Here is a 17540-nt window from a genome sequence, read left to right as displayed (position 1 = left end):
ATGGCCGCCCCCACCGCCCCCACCGCCCCCACCGCCCTCGACCGGGGCGCCGCCCCGGTACGCGAACCCTCCGCGGCCCGCGGCGGACGACGGCGCCCGCGCCTGGCCGCCTGGATCTTCGCGGGCCCCGCGGCCGCCCTCTTCGCCCTCTTCTTCGCCTATCCGCTGGGTGCCAGCCTGCTCCAGAGCTTCACCTCCGAGGACGCGGGCACCACCCGCTGGGTCGGGCTCGACCAGTACCAGCGGATGTTCGACGACCCGGCGTTCCTGAAGTCGCTGTTCAACACCGGCGTCATCCTCGCCATACAGGTCCCGGTGATGATCGGCCTCGGACTGGCCCTCGCCGTCCTGCTCAACCAGTCATGGCTCCGCTTCCGCGGCACCTGGCGCGCGGTCTACTTCCTGCCCGCCGTCACCACCCTCGTCGCGTACGCCGTCGTCTTCCAGGTCCTGCTCAAGACGGACGGCGGCCTGGTGAACCAGATCCTCGGCGCGCTCGGCGCCGGCCCGGTCGACTGGCTCAACAGCCCCACCTGGGCCCGCGTCTCCCTCATCGTGTCCCTCACCTGGCGCTGGACCGGATACAACGCCGTCATCCTGCTCGCCGGACTCCAGGCGATCGGCAAGGAACAGTACGAGGCCGCCTCGATCGACGGCGCCGGGACGGTGACCACCTACCTCCGGGTGATCCTGCCGCAACTGCGGCCCGTGGTGCTCTTCTGCGTCATCACCTCCACCATCGGCACCCTCCAGCTCTTCGACGAGAACTACGTCCTCACCCGCGGCGGCCCCGACGACGCGACCCTCACCCCCGTCGTCTACCTCTACAAGGTCGGCTTCCAGCAGCTCGACTTCGGCTACGCCGCCGCGATCGCCTGGGTCGTCGTCGCGCTCATCGCCGCGATCTCCGCCCTCCAGTACCTGGTGTTCGGAAGGGAGCGCCGCCGGTGACCCCCCTTACCCCCGCCCCGGCACGGGTCCATCCGGCCCGCCGCGCCGGCCGCCTGCTGGTACGGCTGCTGCTCGCCCTCGGAGCCGTGGTCAGCCTGGTGCCGTTCTTGTGGATGGCGATCGCCGCCACGCACTCCACACCGGAACTCTTCCGCTCGCCGCCGCCGTTCCTGCCCGGCGGGCGGCTGCTCGACAATCTCATACGCCTCCAGGACACCATCGGATTCGGCCGGGTGCTCCTCAACAGCGTCGGGATCGCCGTCGTGCACACGGCGCTCAGCTCGCTGATCTCCGCGATGTGCGGCTACGGGCTCGCCAAGTACCGTTTCCGCGGCCGCGGTCTGCTGCTCGGCGCGGTGCTGATGACGATGATGATCCCGTTCCAGGTGCTGCTGGTGCCGCTGTTCCAGATGATGGCGAGCGTCGGCTGGATCGACTCCTACCAGGCCGTGATCCTGCCGTTCCTGGCGAACTCGTTCGGCATCCTGCTGATGCGACAGGGCTTCGTCGACTTCCCCGACGAACTCCTCGAATCGGCCCGCGTCGACGGCTCCGGGGAACTGCGCACCTTCTACCAGGTCGTGCTGCCGTGTGTGCGCCCCCAACTGGGCGCCCTGGTGATCTTCACCTTCATGACCCAGTGGAACAGCTTCATCTGGCCGCTGCTCATGCTCAACACCGAGGACAAATACACCGTGCCCGTCGCACTCAACACCCTCACCGGTCTCTCCCGGGTCGACTACTCGGGACTGATGCTCGGCTCGCTGCTCGCGACGCTGCCGCTCATGGCACTCTTCCTGCTCTTCCAGCGGCAGTTCGTGGCCGGGCTGCTCGGCGGGGCGGTGAAGGGATGAGCCGCCCCGGCCGGACCCGTCTCACCCGGGTCCCCGGCCTGCTGTACGGCGGTGACTACAACCCCGAGCAGTGGCCCGAGGAGGTCTGGGCCGAGGACGCCAGGCTGATGCGGGAGGCCGGGGTCACCATGGTGACCGTCGGCGTGTTCTCCTGGGCCCGGCTCCAGCCGGGCCCGCACACCTGGGACTTCGCCTGGTTCGACCGGCTCCTGGACCTGCTGCACGCCCATGGCGTCGCCGTCGACCTGGCCACCGCCACCGCCTCACCGCCCGCGTGGCTGGTCCGCGCCCACCCGGCGATCCTGCCCGTCACCGCGGACGGCGTACGCCTCGAATTCGGCTCGCGCCAGCACTACTGTCCGTCCTCGCTCCAGTACCGGGCCGCCGCACTGCGGCTGACGCGCGCCCTCGCCGAGCGGTACGCGAACCATCCCGCCCTCGCCCTGTGGCATATCCACAACGAGTACGGCGACCACGTCACGGAGTGTTTCTGCCCCCGCTCGGCCGCCCACTTCAGGGCCTGGCTCGGCGAGCGCTACGGCACCATCGACGCCCTCAACCACGCCTGGGGAACGGCCTTCTGGTCGCAGCGCTACACCACGTACGACGAGATCGAACCGCCGCGCACCGCGCCCGGACCGGTCAACCCGACCCAGCTTCTGGACTGGCGGCGGTTCTGCTCCGACGCGCTCCTGGCCCTGCACCGCGCCGAACGCGAGATTCTGGCGGAAATGGGCCCGGACACTCCCGCGACGACCAACTTCATGTCGATGTTCAAGGCGCTCGACTACTGGAAGTGGGCGCAGGCCGAGGACTTCGTCTCCGACGACGCCTACCCGGACCCCGCCGACCCGCACGCCCACATCACCGCGTCCCTCAACTACGACCTGATGCGCTCCCTCAACGGCGGTACCCCCTGGCTGCTCCTCGAACAGGCCCCCTCGGCGGTGAGCTGGCGCCCCGTGAACGTCCCCAAGAAACCGGGCCTCCAGCGGCTGTGGTCGCTCCAGGCCCTGGCCCGCGGCGCCGACGGCATCATGTACTTCCAATGGCGGGCCTCCCGCGCCGGAGCGGAGAAGTACCACAGCGCCCTGCTGCCGCACCGCGGCACCGCCTCGCGCGGCTGGCGCGAGACGGTGCGCTTCGGCGCCGAACTTGCCCGCCTCGGCGACATCGCGGGCAGCCGGCTCACCGCCGACGTCGCGATCGTCCTGGACTGGGACTCCTGGTGGGCGCTGGAGGGCGACGACCACCCCTCGGCCCGGATGCGCTGGCCCGAGCTGCTGCGTCCCTGGTACACGGCTCTCCACGCCCGCTCCATCACGATCACCTTCGTCCCGCCGGATGCCGCCCTCGACGGCTACCGGGCCGTCCTCGCGCCCAACCTGCACCTTCTGCGCCCGGAGCACGCCCGCCGGATCGCCGACTACGTGCGCGGCGGCGGCCACCTCGTCTGCGGACCGTTCAGTGGCGTCGTCGACGGACACGACCACATCCACGACGGAGGAGCGCCCGGTCCGCTGCGGGAGGTACTGGGCCTGTCGGTGGACGAGTTCTGGCCGGTCCCCGACGGGGAGACGGTCACCCTGGCCTCCGGAGCCGAGGCCACGCTGTGGACCGAGTGGATCGTGACCGAGGGCGCCGAGACCGCCGACGCGTACACCTCGGGCCCGCTCGCCGGCCGGCCCGCCGTCACCCGGCACCCGTACGGCTCCGGAACCGCCTGGTATGTGAGCTGCCACCTCGGCGAGGACATCGGCGACATACTCGACCGGGCCCTGACCGCGGCGGGTGTACGGCCCGTCCTGGACGCCCCCGAAGGCGTGGAGGTGACGGTCCGCGCCGGTGCGCGGGACACCTATCTCTTCCTCCTCAACCACGGCGACCGCCCGGCACGGACCCCGCTGACCGGCGCGTACGCCGCAGGTGGCACCGATCTGCTCACCGGAGAGGCCGTTCACGGCCACATCACTCTCGAACCGCTCGGCGCCGCGGTCATCCGCGTCGCCGCCGCCCCCGGCTCCCCTGCCCCCGACTCCCCCGGAGGAACTGACCAGTGACCGGACACCGGCCCCTGTACGCCCTGACGGCGCTCCTGCTCGCCGCGGGCGCGCTCGCCGCCCCGCAGGCCGCCTCGCACGCCGTCTCCACCGCGGACCGTCCGCGGCCGCCGTCCCGCTACGCGGACGTCCTCGATCTGCACGGCACCCCGACCGCCGCCCTGCCCGGCGACGACAAGGACAACAACCCCGTCACCGTCTTCGCCGACCGCGGCGCCTGGCATGCCTACGCCCTGCCCGAGAAGGGCGACCGCGCCGCGTACGGAGGCTTCACCGGGCCGCTCTACATAGCCCAGGAATACCCGTGGTGGCTCAGCACCTCCTTCAGCCGCATCCGCCTCAGTGAGGGCGGGCACACCCTGGACCTCGCCGCGGGCGGCACACCCCGGTTCACCTCGCTGCCCGGGCTGCTGCGCCAGTCCTACGACCTCGGACGCGGCTTGCGCCTCACGCTGGAGCTGCGGTTCGCCACCGACCGCAGCGCACTCGTACGAGCCGAGTTGCGCAACACCGGTACGGCGGCGCGCACCCTGCACGCCGGCTGGACCGGCAGCCTGCTGCGCCCCGAGGACGCGCCGATGCGCGACGCGCCCTCGCTCACCGCCACACCCACCGGCGTCGGCGTCGACTTCGCAAGAGTCCGCAAGGAGTGGGACTACCTCACGGACGGCACCGAACGCTTCGAGATCACCCACAAGGAACCCGTCCGCACCACCCTCGACGGCGACACCTACCGGACGGCGGCCACGGCCCCGGTGACCCTCGCCCCCGGGCGCTCCCACAGCTTCGACTGGACCGAGTCCTACACCTTCACCGCCGCCGAACGCACCCGCGAGGCGCACCGGGCGCGGCAGGTCCTCGCCGCCCCCTCGGCCGAGGCCGCCGCCGCCGACGAGCGCTGGCGGCGCTATGTCCGCGACGTGACCCGCGGGGTGCCGGCGGACCGGCGGCGGATGGCCGTGAAGTCGCTGGAGACACTCGTCACCAACCGGCGCGGTGCGGCCGGGGAGATCAAGCACGACGGCATCACACCGTCGATCTCGTACAAGTGGTTCACCGGCGGCCTCTGGGCCTGGGACACCTGGAAGCAGGCGGTCGGCACCGCCCGCTTCGACCCCCGGCTCGCCCAGTCCCAGATCCGCTCCATGTTCGACTGGCAGATCCGGCCGGACTCCCGGACCCGGCCGCAGGACGCCGGAATGATCCCGGACGCCATCTTCTACAACGACCCCGCGCGCGGCGGCGGCAACTGGAACGAGCGCAACTCCAAGCCCCCGCTGGCCGCCTGGGCCGTATGGGAGGTCTACCGCCGGAGCGGCGACACGGCCTTCCTGCGCGAGATGTACCCGAAACTCGCCGCCTACCAGGACTGGTGGTACCGCAACCGGGACCACGACCACAACGGCCTCGCCGAGTACGGCGCCACCGTCGACCCCGCCAACGACTCGCCCGAACAGCGGCGCCAGGCCGCGGCCTGGGAGAGCGGCATGGACAACGCGCCCCGCTACGACGCCGCGCTCGGCACCTCCGTCGTCGCCAACCGGGCGCCGGACGGCACCCTCCTCGGCTACTCCCTGAACCAGGAGTCCGTCGACCTGAACGCGTATCTCGCCGCGGACCAGGGCTACTTGGCACGCATCGCGGCCGTCGTGGGGCACGGCCGCGACGCCCGGCGGTGGCAGGAGAAGTCGGCCGCCACCCACGCCCTGGTACGGAAGACGATGTACGACCCGGCCGACGGCTGGTTCCACGACACCGCGCTCGGCACCGGGAAGCCGCTCACCGCACGCGGGCGCGGCATCGAGGGCGCCATCCCGCTGTGGACCGGCACGGCGTCCGCCGCGCAGGCCCGGACGGTGCGCGCCCGGCTGACGGACCCCGGCGAGTTCGCGACCGGGGTGCCGTTCCCCACGGTCGCCAAGAGCTCCCCGTACTTCTCGCCGACCGCGTACTGGCGCGGCCCCGTCTGGCTCGACCAGGCGTACTTCGCCCTCGGCGGGCTGCGCCGCTACGGCTACGGCAAGGACGCCGATGCCCTCACCGACCGGCTCCTCGCGCATGCCTCCGGGCTCTCCGGCAACGGTCCGATCATGGAGAACTACGACCCGGTCACCGGCGCGCCGCTCAACTCGCCCCACTTCAGTTGGTCGGCGGCGTTGCTGCTGCCGATGCTGACCGGAGACGAGACCCCGGCCGGGGGCAAGTAACCCGCCGCCAACGCGGTTCTCACCGTCGGCGGGGGCCGCCGCGTCCAGCGGCGGCCTCCGCTGGACCTACGGAGGGCCGCTGCTGCCGCGACCACTCACTGGACGACCGTGGTGACCTCCCCCGTGGCGAGATCGTAGGCGTAGCCGCCGACCGCGATGTCGCCGATGCCCGGCGCGAGCTCGGGCGCCGAGCGCAGCTTGGCGACGTCCTCCTGGACCGTTTCGGACGGCTCCAGGACGGCCATCTTCAAGGAGGTCTGCTCGTCCCAGCCGCCGCGTGCGGCGTAGCCGGCGCGCAGGTCGTCGTCGGCGAGCAGTCCCGAGCCGCAGTCGGTGTGGTGGATGACGGCGATCTCGAACCAGTCCGCGTCGGGGGTCTTGTTCTCGTGCAGGTGCACGATCCAGGCGAGGTCCTTGATGACCGCGGGGGTCACGCGGCCGCCGACGTTGCGCGCGACGATCGCTTCCCCGAGCCGGACGCCGAGGACGGCCGCGGGCTCCACGCGCGGGTCGATGCAGGTGATCAGGTACATCTGCCCGAACGGGACGAAGGGAATCCCGGGGACGTCCCCCTGGGCGCCGGAGGCCGCGAAAGCGCGGTTGCGCTCCAGGTACGGGGTGATGTTCGGCATGGCTGGTCCCTTCAAGATCAAGAAACCTTGGCGGAGGGCGAGCACCCCGTTTCCCCTCCACCTCCAGCATGACACGGCTGCGCGGACCACGCCCCCGCTCTCCGTCCAGATCCGCGTGCGCTGCCGTGGCCGCATGGTCCGGAGCGCGCTCGACGCTCCCGTTCCGCTCCGTCGCGCCTGACTTCTCATGGCCGGTCGGGCAGTGCGAACTTGCTGTCGATGAGATCGAGTACCTCCTGCGCCGACGCATCGGCGAGGTCCAGACCGGACGCCGGGCGTTGCCCCAGGTCCGACAGGAGACGGCGCAGACGGCTGCCGACCTGCGCCGTGGTCTCGTCGTCCGGTGCCAGAGTGGGCATCAGGGACTCCAGGCGGTCCAGCGCCTCCAGGACCGGCTGACCGGGGGTCGGGGGTTCGGTCAGCGAGTCGAGATGCGCGGCGAGTTCGGCCGCGGTGGGCTGGTCGAAGACCAGTGTCGGCGAAAGCCGCAGCCCGGTCGCGGCGTTCAGCCGGTTGCGCAGGTCGATCGCCATCAGCGAGTCGAAGCCCAGGTCGCTGAAGGCCCGTTCGGCGCTCACCGACTCCGGCTCGGGATGCCCCAGCACCGCGGCCGCGTGAGAGCGCACCACGTCCAGCAGCGCGCGCCGGCGCTCCTCCTGCGACAGCCCGGTCAGCCGGTGCAGCACGTTTTGCGGTTCGGACGTACGGTGCGCTGCCCGCCGGACGACCAGCTCGCGCATCAGCGGGGGCACGGTTCCGGCGGCGGCCAGGTCGAAACGTGCCGGCACCAGCAGTACGTCGTCCCTGCTGAGCGCGGCGTCAAACAGCGCGAGCCCCTCCTGCGGCGACAGGGCCGCGGCGCCCGCCCTGGCCAGTCTGGTCCGGTCGGTCTCGCTCATCGCGGCGGTCATCCCGGCGGCACCGCCCCACGGGCCCCATGCCAGTGACTGGCCCGGCAGGCCCTGCGCCCGGCGGCGCGCCGCCAGGCCGTCGAGCACCGCGTTCGCCGCGGCGTAGGCGCCCTGGCCGGGGCTGCCCAGGATCCCGGCCGCCGAGGAGAACATCACGAAGAAGGACACGGGCTGGTCCTCGGTCAGCTCGTGCAGGGCCAGCGCGGCGGTCGACTTGGAGCGCATCACCCGCTCGACGCGCTGCGGGGTCAGCGACTCGATCACCGCGTCGTCGAGTACGCCCGCCGCGTGGATCACACCGCCGACACGGATCCCGGCCAGCGCCTGGGCCAGGGCGTCACGGTCCGAGACGTCCACGGCGGCCACCCGCGCCCCCAGTTCGGCGGCCAGGTCCGCGGCTCCCTCGGCGGCCATTCCGCGGCGGCTGAGCAGCAGAAGGTTCCGGACACCGCATGCGGTCGCCAGGTGGCGGGCCACAAGAGCGCCGAGTCCGCCCGTGCCGCCGGTGATCACCACCGTCGTGTCCGGGTCCGCCAGGGGTTCGGGCGGGGTGAGCGGTGCGGCGGCCGCGGCCCGGACCAGCCTCGGTGCCAGCATCCGGCCCGCGCGGACCGCGATCTGGGTCTCACCGGCGGCAGCCGCGGCGAGAAGCGCCGTGTCGTCGTGCGTGCCGTCGGTGTCCACGAGCAGGAAACGGCCGGGGTGTTCGGACTGCGCCGAGCGCACCAGGCCCCACACTCCCGCGCCCGCCAGATCGGTGACGTCCTCGCCCGGGGTCACCGCCACCGCCGCGCCGGTCATGATCACCAGCCGCTCGTGCGCGGGCCGATCGCCGGCCAGCCACTCCTTGAGCAGCCCCAGCACCCGGCCGGCCTCGGCCGGCTCCGGGCCCCCGCCGCAACGGCGTACGACGAGAGCGACGCCGTAGGTGCCGCCGGAGGTCGTCGCCGGGCGCCAGTCGAGCGTGCACATCGCCTGGTCCACCAGCGGTACGGCGGTCAGCGCGCCGGGCGCCACGGGCCGTACGGCCAGCGACTCGACGCGGACGACCGGGCTGCCCGTCTCATCGCTCGCCTCCAGGGTCAGCGCGTCCTGGCCCGCACGGGCCAGCCGCACGCGCAGCACCGAGGAGCCGGTGGCGTGCACCGAGACCCCGCTCCACGCGAACGGCAGCCCGCCCCGGTCGCCGGCCGCCCGCAGGAACACCGACGCGTGCAGGGCCACGTCCAGGAGGGCGGGGTGCAGGCTGTGTGAAGCGCCGTCGTCGACGCTCACCTCGGCGTACACGGCGTCGTCCGTCCGCCATGCCGAGCGCAGCCCCTGGAAGGCCGGGCCGTAGTCGTAACCCTGCTCGTACAGGCTCTCGTAGGTGCCGGCGAGGGGAATCTCGGTGGCGCCCGGGGGCGGCCAGTGGGCCGGGCCCGGGTTCGGTGGGGTTTCCCGGGCCGACAGGGCGCCTGTGGCGTGGCAGGTCCAGTCGGACCGCCCGGAGGTGCGGGCGTACACCAACACCTGGCGGGCGCCCTGCGCATCGGCCGGGTCCAGGACGACCTGGAGGTCGACCTCGCCTTCCTCGGGCACGGGCAACGGCGCCCGGACGGTCAGCTCCGCCAGCACCGGGCAGCCGGCCAGCGCCCCGGCCGTGACCGCGAGGTCCACGAAGCCGGCACCGGGGAACAGGACCACGCCGCCGAAGGCGTGATCGGCCAGCCACGGCTGGGCGTGCCGGTCCAGCCGGCCGGTCACCACCAGCCGGCCGGAGTCCGGTGACTCGACCATGTGGTGCAGGATGCCGTGGTCGAGAGCGTCGGCGGTGCGGTGCGTGTGCCGGTCGCGTACGGCCGCGGCGGGCCAGTACCGCTTGGACTGGAAGGCGTACGTGGGCAGTGGTACGCGGCGTCCGGCACCGGCCAGCCAGGCCGGCCAGTCCACCGTCGCTCCCTGCACGTACAGGCTGCTCAGCGCGGTGAGCAACGCCGTCGGCTCGGCGAGGCGCTTGCGCAGTACGGGCACCCATGGCACGGCCGACCGCGCCATGGGCGCAAGGACGGCGTCGGGCCCGATCTCCACGCAGCGTGCGACCCCCTGGGTGGTGAGGCTGTCCACGCAGTCGCCGAATCTGACCGTGTCACGGATGTTCGCGGTCCAGTAGTCGGGTGAGCACAGCTCGGCCGCCGTCACGGGTGTGCCGGTGACGGCGGACACGAACGGGATGGCCGGCGGGGCGAAGGCCACTGTCCGCGCCACGGCCCGGAACTGGGTGAGCATTCCGGCGACCAGGGGCGAATGGAAGGCGTGGCTCACCGCCAGGCGTGTCGTGCGGATGCCGTCGGCGGCCAGTCGGGCGGCGGCCGCGAGGACGGGTTCCTCGGGGCCGGAGAGGACCACGGCCTCCGGTCCGTTCACCGCGGCGAGGGCGACCTGCTCGTTCAGGAAGGGCAGCACCGCCGATTCCCCGGCCGCCACCGACACCATCGCCCCGCCGGCGGGCAGCGTCTGCATCAGCCGGGCCCTGGCGGCGACCAGCCGGGCGGCGTCGGGCAGGGACAGCACCCCGGCTGTGTGCGCGGCGGCGACTTCGCCGACGGAGTGGCCGAGGACGACGTCCGGCCGTACTCCCAGGGACCGCAGCAGCGCGGTCAGCGCCGTCTCCACGGCGAACAGTCCGGTCTGGGCGAACTCGGTCTGCTCCAGCAGATCCGGGGTGTCGCCCCAGATCACCTCGCGCAGCGGACGGGACAGATACCGGTCCAGTTCGGCGCTCACCTCGTCGAACGCCGCGGCGAACACCGGGAAGGTCTCGTACAGTTCCCGGCCCATGCCCAGCCGCTGCGAGCCCTGGCCGGTGAAGGCGAACGCCGTGGGCCCGTCGGACGCGGCCGCCGCGACGCTCGTACCCGGGGCGGTGTCGCCCGCGGCGAGCGCGGCGAGGCCGGACAGCAGTTCCGCGCGGTCCTCGCCGGTCACCACCGCGCGGTGGTTGAGCACGGAGCGGGTGGTGCTGAGGGAGCGGGCCACGTCGACGGGACGCAGGCCGAGGCCGTCGCCGTCCCCGAGGTACGACAGGAGGCGGCCGGCCTGTGCGCGCAGGGCCTGTGGGGTGTGCCCGGACAGCGGCCAGGGGACGGCCGCGGGATGGGCGTCTGACGATGCGTCCGGTCCGGCCCCGGACCCGGGCCCGGCCTCCGGCTCCTCGACGATGACATGGGCATTGGTGCCACTCACACCGAACCCGGAGACCCCTGCCCGCCGCGGCCGCCCGCCCCGGGGCCAGTCCCTGGCCTCGGTCAGCAGTTCCACGGCTCCCGCCGACCAGTCGACCAGGTGGCTCGGCCGGTCGACGTGCAGGGTGGTGGGCAGCACTCCGTGCCGCATCGCCAGCACCATCTTGATCACCCCGGCCACACCCGCGGCGGCCTGCGCGTGACCGATGTTGGACTTGACCGAGCCCAGGAGCAACGGCCGGTCACGGCCCTGGCCATAGGTCGCCAGCAGCGCCTGTGCCTCGATGGGATCACCGAGCCGCGTGCCCGTGCCATGGGCCTCCACGGCGTCCACCTCGGACGGTTCCAGCCCGGCGTCGGCCAGGGCCTGCTGGATGACCCGCTGCTGGGAAGGGCCGTTGGGCGCGGAGAAGCCGCTGCTCGCACCGTCCTGGTTGACCGCGCTGCCGCGTACCACCGCGAGCACGGGGTGCCGGTTGCGGCGCGCGTCCGAGAGCCGTTCGACCAGGAGGAGGCCGACGCCTTCGGACCACCCCGTGCCGTCCGCCGCGTCGGCGAACGACTTGCACCGGCCGTCCGCCGCCAAGCCTCGCTGTCGGCTGAACTCGATGAACGGCCGGGGGTCGGCCATGACCGTCACGCCGCCGGCCAGGGCGAGCGTGCACTCCTCGCGCCGCAGGGCCTGGCAGGCCAGGTGCAGGGCCACCAGCGACGACGAGCAGGCGGTGTCGATGGTGACGGCGGGCCCTTCCAGGCCCAGTTCGTAGGCGATCCGGCCGGACGCCACGCTGCCGGCGTTCGCGCTTCCCACGTGGCCCTCGAAATCCTGGGCCGACTGCTCGAGGAGGGCGCCGTAGTCGTGGTACATCACACCCGCGAACACGCCGGTCCGGCTGCCGCGTACCGCTGCGGGATCGATACCGGCATCTTCGAATGCCTCCCACGCGGTCTCCAGCAGCAACCGCTGCTGCGGATCCATCGCCAGCGCCTCGCGCGGCGAGATCCCGAAGAACTCGGCGTCGAACAGGTCGGCGTCGTGCAGGAACCCGCCTTCCCGTGCGTACGACGCGCCGCGGTGGTCCGGGTCCGGGTGGTAGAGGCGGGTGAGGTCCCACCCGCGATTGACCGGGAAGCCGGAGACGGCGTCCTCGCCGCCCGCGAGGAGTCGCCACATCTGCTCCGGGGTGCGCACACCGCCCGGATAGCGGCATGCCATCCCGACGATCGCCACCGGCTCCCGCCCGGCGGACTCCGCCGCGCGCAGCCGCTCCCGGCTCTCGTGCAGCTCGGCCGTCACCCATTTCAGGTGATCGAGGAGGGTGTCTTCGTTCATCGCGCCCATTACCTGCCGAACTCTTTCTGGATGAAGGCGAGGACCTCGTCCGCCGACGCCGACTGCAACTTCGCCGTGACCGTGCTCCGGTCCGGCTCCCTCTCCGGCTCCCCGCCGGGCTCCTCCGTCTTGTGCGCCCCGTGCGCGAGGCCGTCCCATGTCGCCATCAGTTCACGCAGCCGGCCGGTGATCCGCGCGTATCCGTCCTCGCCCGGTGAGCATGCGGACAGCAGCCCCTCCAGCCGGTCCACTTCGCTCAGGACGGCGAGCGCCGCGGCCGGCCCGCCCGGATCGTCGCCGCCGCGGCCGCGCCGTAGTTCCGTCGCGACATGGCGGCCCAGGGCGGTGGGGGTCGGGTAGTCGAAGACCAGGGTGGCGGGCAGCCGCAGGCCCGTGGCGGTGTTCAGCCGGTTCCGCAGCTCGACCGCCGTCAGGGAGTCGAAACCCATGTCCACCAGGCCCTGTTCGGTGTCCACTCGCTCGGGGCCCGGGAATCCGAGGACCGCGGCCACCTGCGTGCGGACCGCTGTGATCACCCTCCGGTCCTGTTCGTCCGCGGAGAGCGGGGCGAGCTGCTCCAGCAACCCGACCGTCGCCGCCTCGCGCGGGGTCCGCCGCGAGGCCAACCCGCTCAGCACAGCGGGCACATGATCCCCCAGCGCCGAGGTGTCCAGCCGCATGGCCACGACCACCGCCTCGTCCGCCGTCACCGCCGCGTCGAAGGACGACAGGGCGTCCTCCGTGGGCAGTGCGGCGATCCCCGACCGCGTCAGCCGCGCACGGTCCGCCGCCTTCATACCCCGCGTCATCCCGCTGAGTTCCTCCCACGGGCCCCATGCCACGGAGGTCGCCGGCAGTCCCGAGGCGCGCCGGTGCTGTGCCAGGGCGTCCACGTAGGCGTTCGCCGCCGCGTAGTTGGCCTGGCCGGCCGAGCCCAGCGTTCCCGCCGCCGACGAGAACAGCACGAAGGCGTCCAGGTCCCCGGTCAGCTCGTGCAGATGCCGCGCGCCGTCCGCCTTGGCCCGCAGCACCGTGTCCACCTGCCCCGGCGACAACGACGACACCACGCCGTCGTCGACCACACCGGCGGCGTGTATCACGCCGGTCAGCGGACGGTCGGCCGGGACCGACGCGAGAACCCCTGCCAGTGCCGCACGATCGCCCACGTCACACGCGAAGACCGAGACCTCGGCGCCGAGGTCGGACAGGTCGGAGAGGTCGGGGGCGCCCGCCGGCCCGCCCCGGCTCACCAGCAGCAGATGACGTACCCCGTGTGCCGTGACCAGGTGGCGCGCCACCGCCTTGCCCAGCACACCGGTCCCACCGGTGATGAGTACCGTGCCGCCGGGGCGGAAGGGTGAAGGGCCCGGTTCGGACTGTCTCACCCGCTCCAGCCTCGGCACCGACGCCCTGCCGACGCGGACGGCCATCTGGGGCTCGGCGCTGGACAGGATCGCGGGCAGCGCGCGCAGTGACGCGTCCTGGCCGTCCAAGTCCACCAGGACGATACGGCCCGGGTGCTCCAACTGTGCCGAGCGCAGCATGCCCCACACCGCCGCGCCGGCCGGGTCCGTGGCGTCCGGTCCCACGGCCTCCCGGGTCACCACCACCAGGCGCGACGCCGCCGGCCGGTCTTCGGCCAGCCATGCCTGTGTCAGCCGCAGCACCCGGTCGAGCCGGGCGCGGACGTCCGGGCCGCCGGCCGCGCAGGACACCACCAGGTCGGACACCGAGCTGTCGGCCGAGGCGAGCTCGGCGACCTGTGGGGCGCCGAGCGCGTCCGCGAGACCCAGCTCGTCCGGGCCGAGCACCACGCGTGTTCCCGCGAGCGCCCCGCCGGTCGCCGGTGTGTTCTCCCAGCTCACCCGGAACAGCGTCTCCTTGGCGCGGGCCGCCTGAAGCCGGCCCGCCGACACGGGCCGCAGGGCCAGGGTGCCGATCGAGAGCACTGCCGCCCCGGACTCGTCCGCCGCGGACACGGTGAACTCCTGCGGGCCCACGGGCGAGAGGCGAACCCGCAAAGACGTCGCCCGTACGGCGTGCAGGCGCACTCCCCGCCATGAGAAGGGCAGCCGTGTGCCGTCGTCGGCGAGGGTCAGCCCGGCCGCGTGCAGGGCGGCGTCCAGCAGCGCGGGATGCATCCCGTACCGGCCGGCCTCCGCGGTCACCTCGTCGGGCAGGGCCACCTCGGCGAGGACGTCGTCGCCGTGCCGCCACACCGCCCGCACGCCCTGGAACGTCCTGCCGTAGGCGAGACCGGCCGTGCGCAGGCGTTCGTAGAGTTCGGACACGTCGGCCGGTTCGGCGTCCTTCGGCGGCCACTCGGCCAGGGCGGGTTCTGGTTCCGGCCGGTCCTCGGCGAAGGCGCCACTGGCGTGCCGTGTCCATTCGCTCGCTCCGACGGGGCGTGAGTGGATGACGAACGCGCCGTCGTCGACGGTCACTTGCAGTTCCACCCGCCTTTGCCGCGGCAGCACGAGCGGCACTTCGAGCGTGAGATCCTCCACTCCGTCGCCACCCGTGCGGTCGGCCGCGTGCAGCGCGAACTCCACCATGGCGGCTCCCGGCAGTACAACGCTGCCGAGCACCTGGTGGTCGGCGAGCCACGGATGGGTGGCGGTGGAGAGCCGTCCGGTGAACACCGCGCCGCCGCTCCCGGCGAGTTCGACCGACGTCTCCAGCAGCGGATGCTCGGCGGAGGAGCGGCCGAGGCCGGCGGGCAGCCAGTACCGTTCGTGCTGGAAGGCGTAGGTGGGAAGGTCGACGCGCCGGGCGCCGGCCCCGGCGAAGAAGCCCGGCCAGTCCACGTCGACGCCGCGGACGTGCAGTCGCGCCAGTGCCGTCAGCGCGGTCTCCGGTTCCGGACGGTCCTTCCGCAGGAGCGGGATCGTCGCGGCGCCGTCGGCCGTCGCCGTCAGCACGGCGTCGGGCCCGAGTTCGAGGAACGTCGTCACGCCCCGCGACTCCAAGGTGCGCAGCCCGTCGGCGAAGCGCACCGTCTCACGCACGTGCCGTACCCAGTGGTCGGCCGTGAACTCCGTTACCAGCTCGCCGGTTTCGTTGGACACGACCGGGATCTGCGGGGAGCCGTACGACAGCGCCCGGGCCACCCGGCGGAATTCGTCGAGCATGGGTTCCATCAGGGGCGAGTGGAACGCATGGCTCACCGGTAGCCGCCGCGTCCGCCGGAACCGCGAGGCGATGGCGAGTACGGCTTCCTCGTCGCCCGAAATCACCACCGACGAGCGGCCGTTCACCGCCGCGATCGACACGCGCTCGGTCAGCAGCGGCGCGACGTCGGCCTCCGGGGCGACGATCGCGACCATCGCCCCGCCGGCCGGCAGTGCCTGCATCAGCCGCCCGCGTGCCGCGACCAGCGCGGCAGCGTCGTCCAGCGACATCGCTCCGGACACATGGGCCGCCACCAGTTCGCCGATCGAGTGCCCGGCCAGGGCGTGGGGGCGCAGACCCCACGACCGCGCCAGCCGGAACAGCGCGACCTCCACCGCGAACAGCGACGCCTGGGTGCAGACGGTCTGATCCAGCAGAGCGGCGTCCGACATCGCCTCCCGCAGCGGCCGCTCCAGATACCGGTCGAACCGGGCGCACACCTCGGCGAACGCGGACTCGAACACCGGGAACCTCGCCGCCAGCTCCCGGCCCATACCGACCCGCTGGGAGCCCTGGCCGGAGAAGAGGAACGCCAGCTTTCCGCTCCTGGCCACGCCCCGCACCACACCGGCCGCCGTGTCGTCACCGGACTCCAGAGCCGTCAGCCCGCGCAGGAACCCGTCCCGGTCCCCGGCGACCACGGCGGCGCGATGCTCGAACGCCGAGCGGGTCGCGACCAGCGACGCCCCGACATCGTTCAGAGTGAGGTGTGGCCGGGCCGCGACCGACTCGCGCAGCCGCGATGCCTGCGCGCTCAGCGCCGCTTCGCTCTTCGCGGAGAGCACCCAGGGCAGCACCGGTGCCGGGGCGCCGGCCGGAGCGGATTCCGCTGGCTCGACGGCCTCGAGCGCCTCCGCGGCCTCCAGAATGACATGCCCGTTCGTCCCGCTGATCCCGAACGACGACACGCCCGCCCGCCGCGGTCGGCCCGTGTCCGGCCACGGCTGCGCCTCGCTGAGCACCCTCACCTTTCCGGCCGACCAGTCCACGTTCCTCGACGGCTCGTCCGCGTGCAGCGTCCTGGGCGCCACGCCCTCGCGCAGCGCCATGACCATCTTGATCACACCGGCGATCCCCGCCGCGGCCTGGGTGTGGCCGATGTTGGACTTGATCGAGCCGAGCAGCAGTGGCCGGTCCCGGTTCTGTCCGTAGGTGGCGAGCAGCGCCTGTGCCTCGATCGGGTCCCCGAGTGCCGTACCCGTGCCGTGTGCCTCCACCACGTCGACCTGCGCGGCCGACAGTCCGGCGTTGGCGAGGGCCTGTCCGATCACCCGCTGCTGCGAAGGGCCGTTCGGCGCCGTCAGTCCGCTGCTCGCACCGTCCTGGTTGACCGCGCTGCCGCGCACCACGGCAAGCACCGGATGTCCCTCGCGGCGCGCCACGGACAACCGCTCGACCAGCAGCACACCCACACCCTCGGCGAACCCGGCCCCGTCCCCGGCGGCCGAGAACGCCTTGCACCGGCCGTCGGGGGCGAGACCGCCCAGTCGGCCGAACTCGGCGAACACGACCGGTGAGGCCATCACGGTCACCCCGGCGACCACGGCGAGCGAGCACTCGTCCCGGCGCAGCGCGTGGCTCGCCAGGTGCAGTGCGGTCAGCGAGGACGAGCAGGCCGTGTCGACGGTCACCGCCTGCCCCTCGAAGCCGAAGGCGAAGGCCACCCGGCCGGACAGCACGGCCGAGGACGCCCCGGTGAGCAGATATCCGTCGGCGCCTGCCGGGGCCTGACCGTTCGTCGGGAGGTAGTCCTGGCTGCCGCTGCCGACGAAGACGCCGACCGGGGCGCCGCGCAGCGACTCGGGGTCGATTCCGGCCCGTTCGAGGACCTCCCACGTGGTCTCCAGCATGAGCCGCTGCTGCGGATCCATGGCCAGCGCCTCTCGGGGGCTGATGCCGAAGAACTCCGCGTCGAACCGGTCGGCGCCCCGCAGGAATCCACCGACGGGCGGCCGCATACGCGGGTCAGCCGCTTCGTCGGGATCCCAGCCCCGGTCCGTCGGGAACGGCGTGATCGCGTCCTCGCCCCGCTCGACCAGGCGCCAGAGGTCCTCGGGCGAGACCACGCCGCCGGGGTAGCGGCAGGCCATGGCGACGATCGCGATCGGTTCCCGGTCCCGGTCCTCCAGCTCGCGCACCCGCTGCCGTGCCTGTCGGGCGTCGGCGATCGACCGCTTGAGGTACTGGCGGAGCTTCT

At 73.0% G+C, this 17540-nt stretch carries 6 protein-coding genes and 1 pseudogene; 4 read left to right on the top strand and 3 right to left on the bottom strand.

From position 1 onward, the window contains the following. The 4 genes from ACK1X7_RS37635 to ACK1X7_RS37620 are packed head-to-tail and all read left to right on the top strand — an operon-like array spanning position 1 to position 6072. Positions 1-951 carry a carbohydrate ABC transporter permease gene (locus tag ACK1X7_RS37635; RefSeq protein WP_413116315.1) on the top strand — a complete coding sequence of 317 codons (951 nt, stop codon included), beginning with the start codon at positions 1-3 and terminating at the stop codon, positions 949-951. Beyond that, a complete protein-coding gene (locus ACK1X7_RS37630; RefSeq protein WP_385144632.1) occupies positions 948-1805 on the top strand; it encodes a carbohydrate ABC transporter permease in 858 nt (285 codons plus the stop codon). Before ACK1X7_RS37635 ends, ACK1X7_RS37630 begins: the two co-directional genes overlap by 4 nt. Then, a complete protein-coding gene (locus ACK1X7_RS37625; protein WP_413116314.1) occupies positions 1802-3865 on the top strand; it encodes a beta-galactosidase in 2064 nt (687 codons plus the stop codon). The genes ACK1X7_RS37630 and ACK1X7_RS37625 overlap by 4 nt, the downstream gene beginning before the upstream one ends. Then, positions 3862-6072 (top strand): MGH1-like glycoside hydrolase domain-containing protein, encoded by a 2211-nt coding sequence (locus ACK1X7_RS37620; RefSeq protein WP_385144628.1) that lies wholly within the window; start codon positions 3862-3864, stop codon positions 6070-6072. Before ACK1X7_RS37625 ends, ACK1X7_RS37620 begins: the two co-directional genes overlap by 4 nt. A gap of 95 nt (positions 6073-6167) precedes the next feature. Here the strand turns inward: ACK1X7_RS37620 and ACK1X7_RS37615 are convergent, their stop codons facing one another. The 3 genes and pseudogenes from ACK1X7_RS37615 to ACK1X7_RS37605 all read right to left on the bottom strand — a co-directional run. Next, entirely contained in the window at positions 6168-6704 is a 537-nt protein-coding gene (locus ACK1X7_RS37615; protein ID WP_385144626.1) for a carbonic anhydrase, read from the bottom strand. Positions 6705-6889: 185 nt separating this feature from the next. Next, the gene (locus ACK1X7_RS37610) at positions 6890-12181 is read right to left on the bottom strand and encodes a type I polyketide synthase (protein ID WP_413116313.1); all 5292 of its coding nucleotides are present in this window, start codon (positions 12179-12181) and stop codon (positions 6890-6892) included. Next, a pseudogene (locus ACK1X7_RS37605) lies at positions 12181-17514 on the bottom strand (SDR family NAD(P)-dependent oxidoreductase); the annotation flags it as partial. The pseudogene ACK1X7_RS37605 and the gene ACK1X7_RS37610, both read right to left, overlap by 1 nt. Positions 17515-17540 lie beyond the last annotated feature (26 nt).

It is taken from the genome of Streptomyces sp. CY-1, assembly GCF_047218265.1.
In the GTDB taxonomy this organism is placed as follows: domain Bacteria; phylum Actinomycetota; class Actinomycetes; order Streptomycetales; family Streptomycetaceae; genus Streptomyces; species Streptomyces niphimycinicus.
The sequence above is the reverse complement of the archived record's forward strand: the minus strand, read 5'-3'. Positions and strand labels throughout refer to the sequence as shown.

Coding starts and splice junctions, on each gene's coding strand:
- ACK1X7_RS37635 (WP_413116315.1), top strand. CDS start 1: ATGGCCGCCCCCACCGCCCCCACCGCCCCCACCGCCCTCGACCGGGGC.
- ACK1X7_RS37625 (WP_413116314.1), top strand. CDS start 1,802: ATGAGCCGCCCCGGCCGGACCCGTCTCACCCGGGTCCCCGGCCTGCTG.
- ACK1X7_RS37610 (WP_413116313.1), bottom strand. CDS start 12,181: ATGGGCGCGATGAACGAAGACACCCTCCTCGATCACCTGAAATGGGTG.
- ACK1X7_RS37615 (WP_385144626.1), bottom strand. CDS start 6,704: ATGCCGAACATCACCCCGTACCTGGAGCGCAACCGCGCTTTCGCGGCC.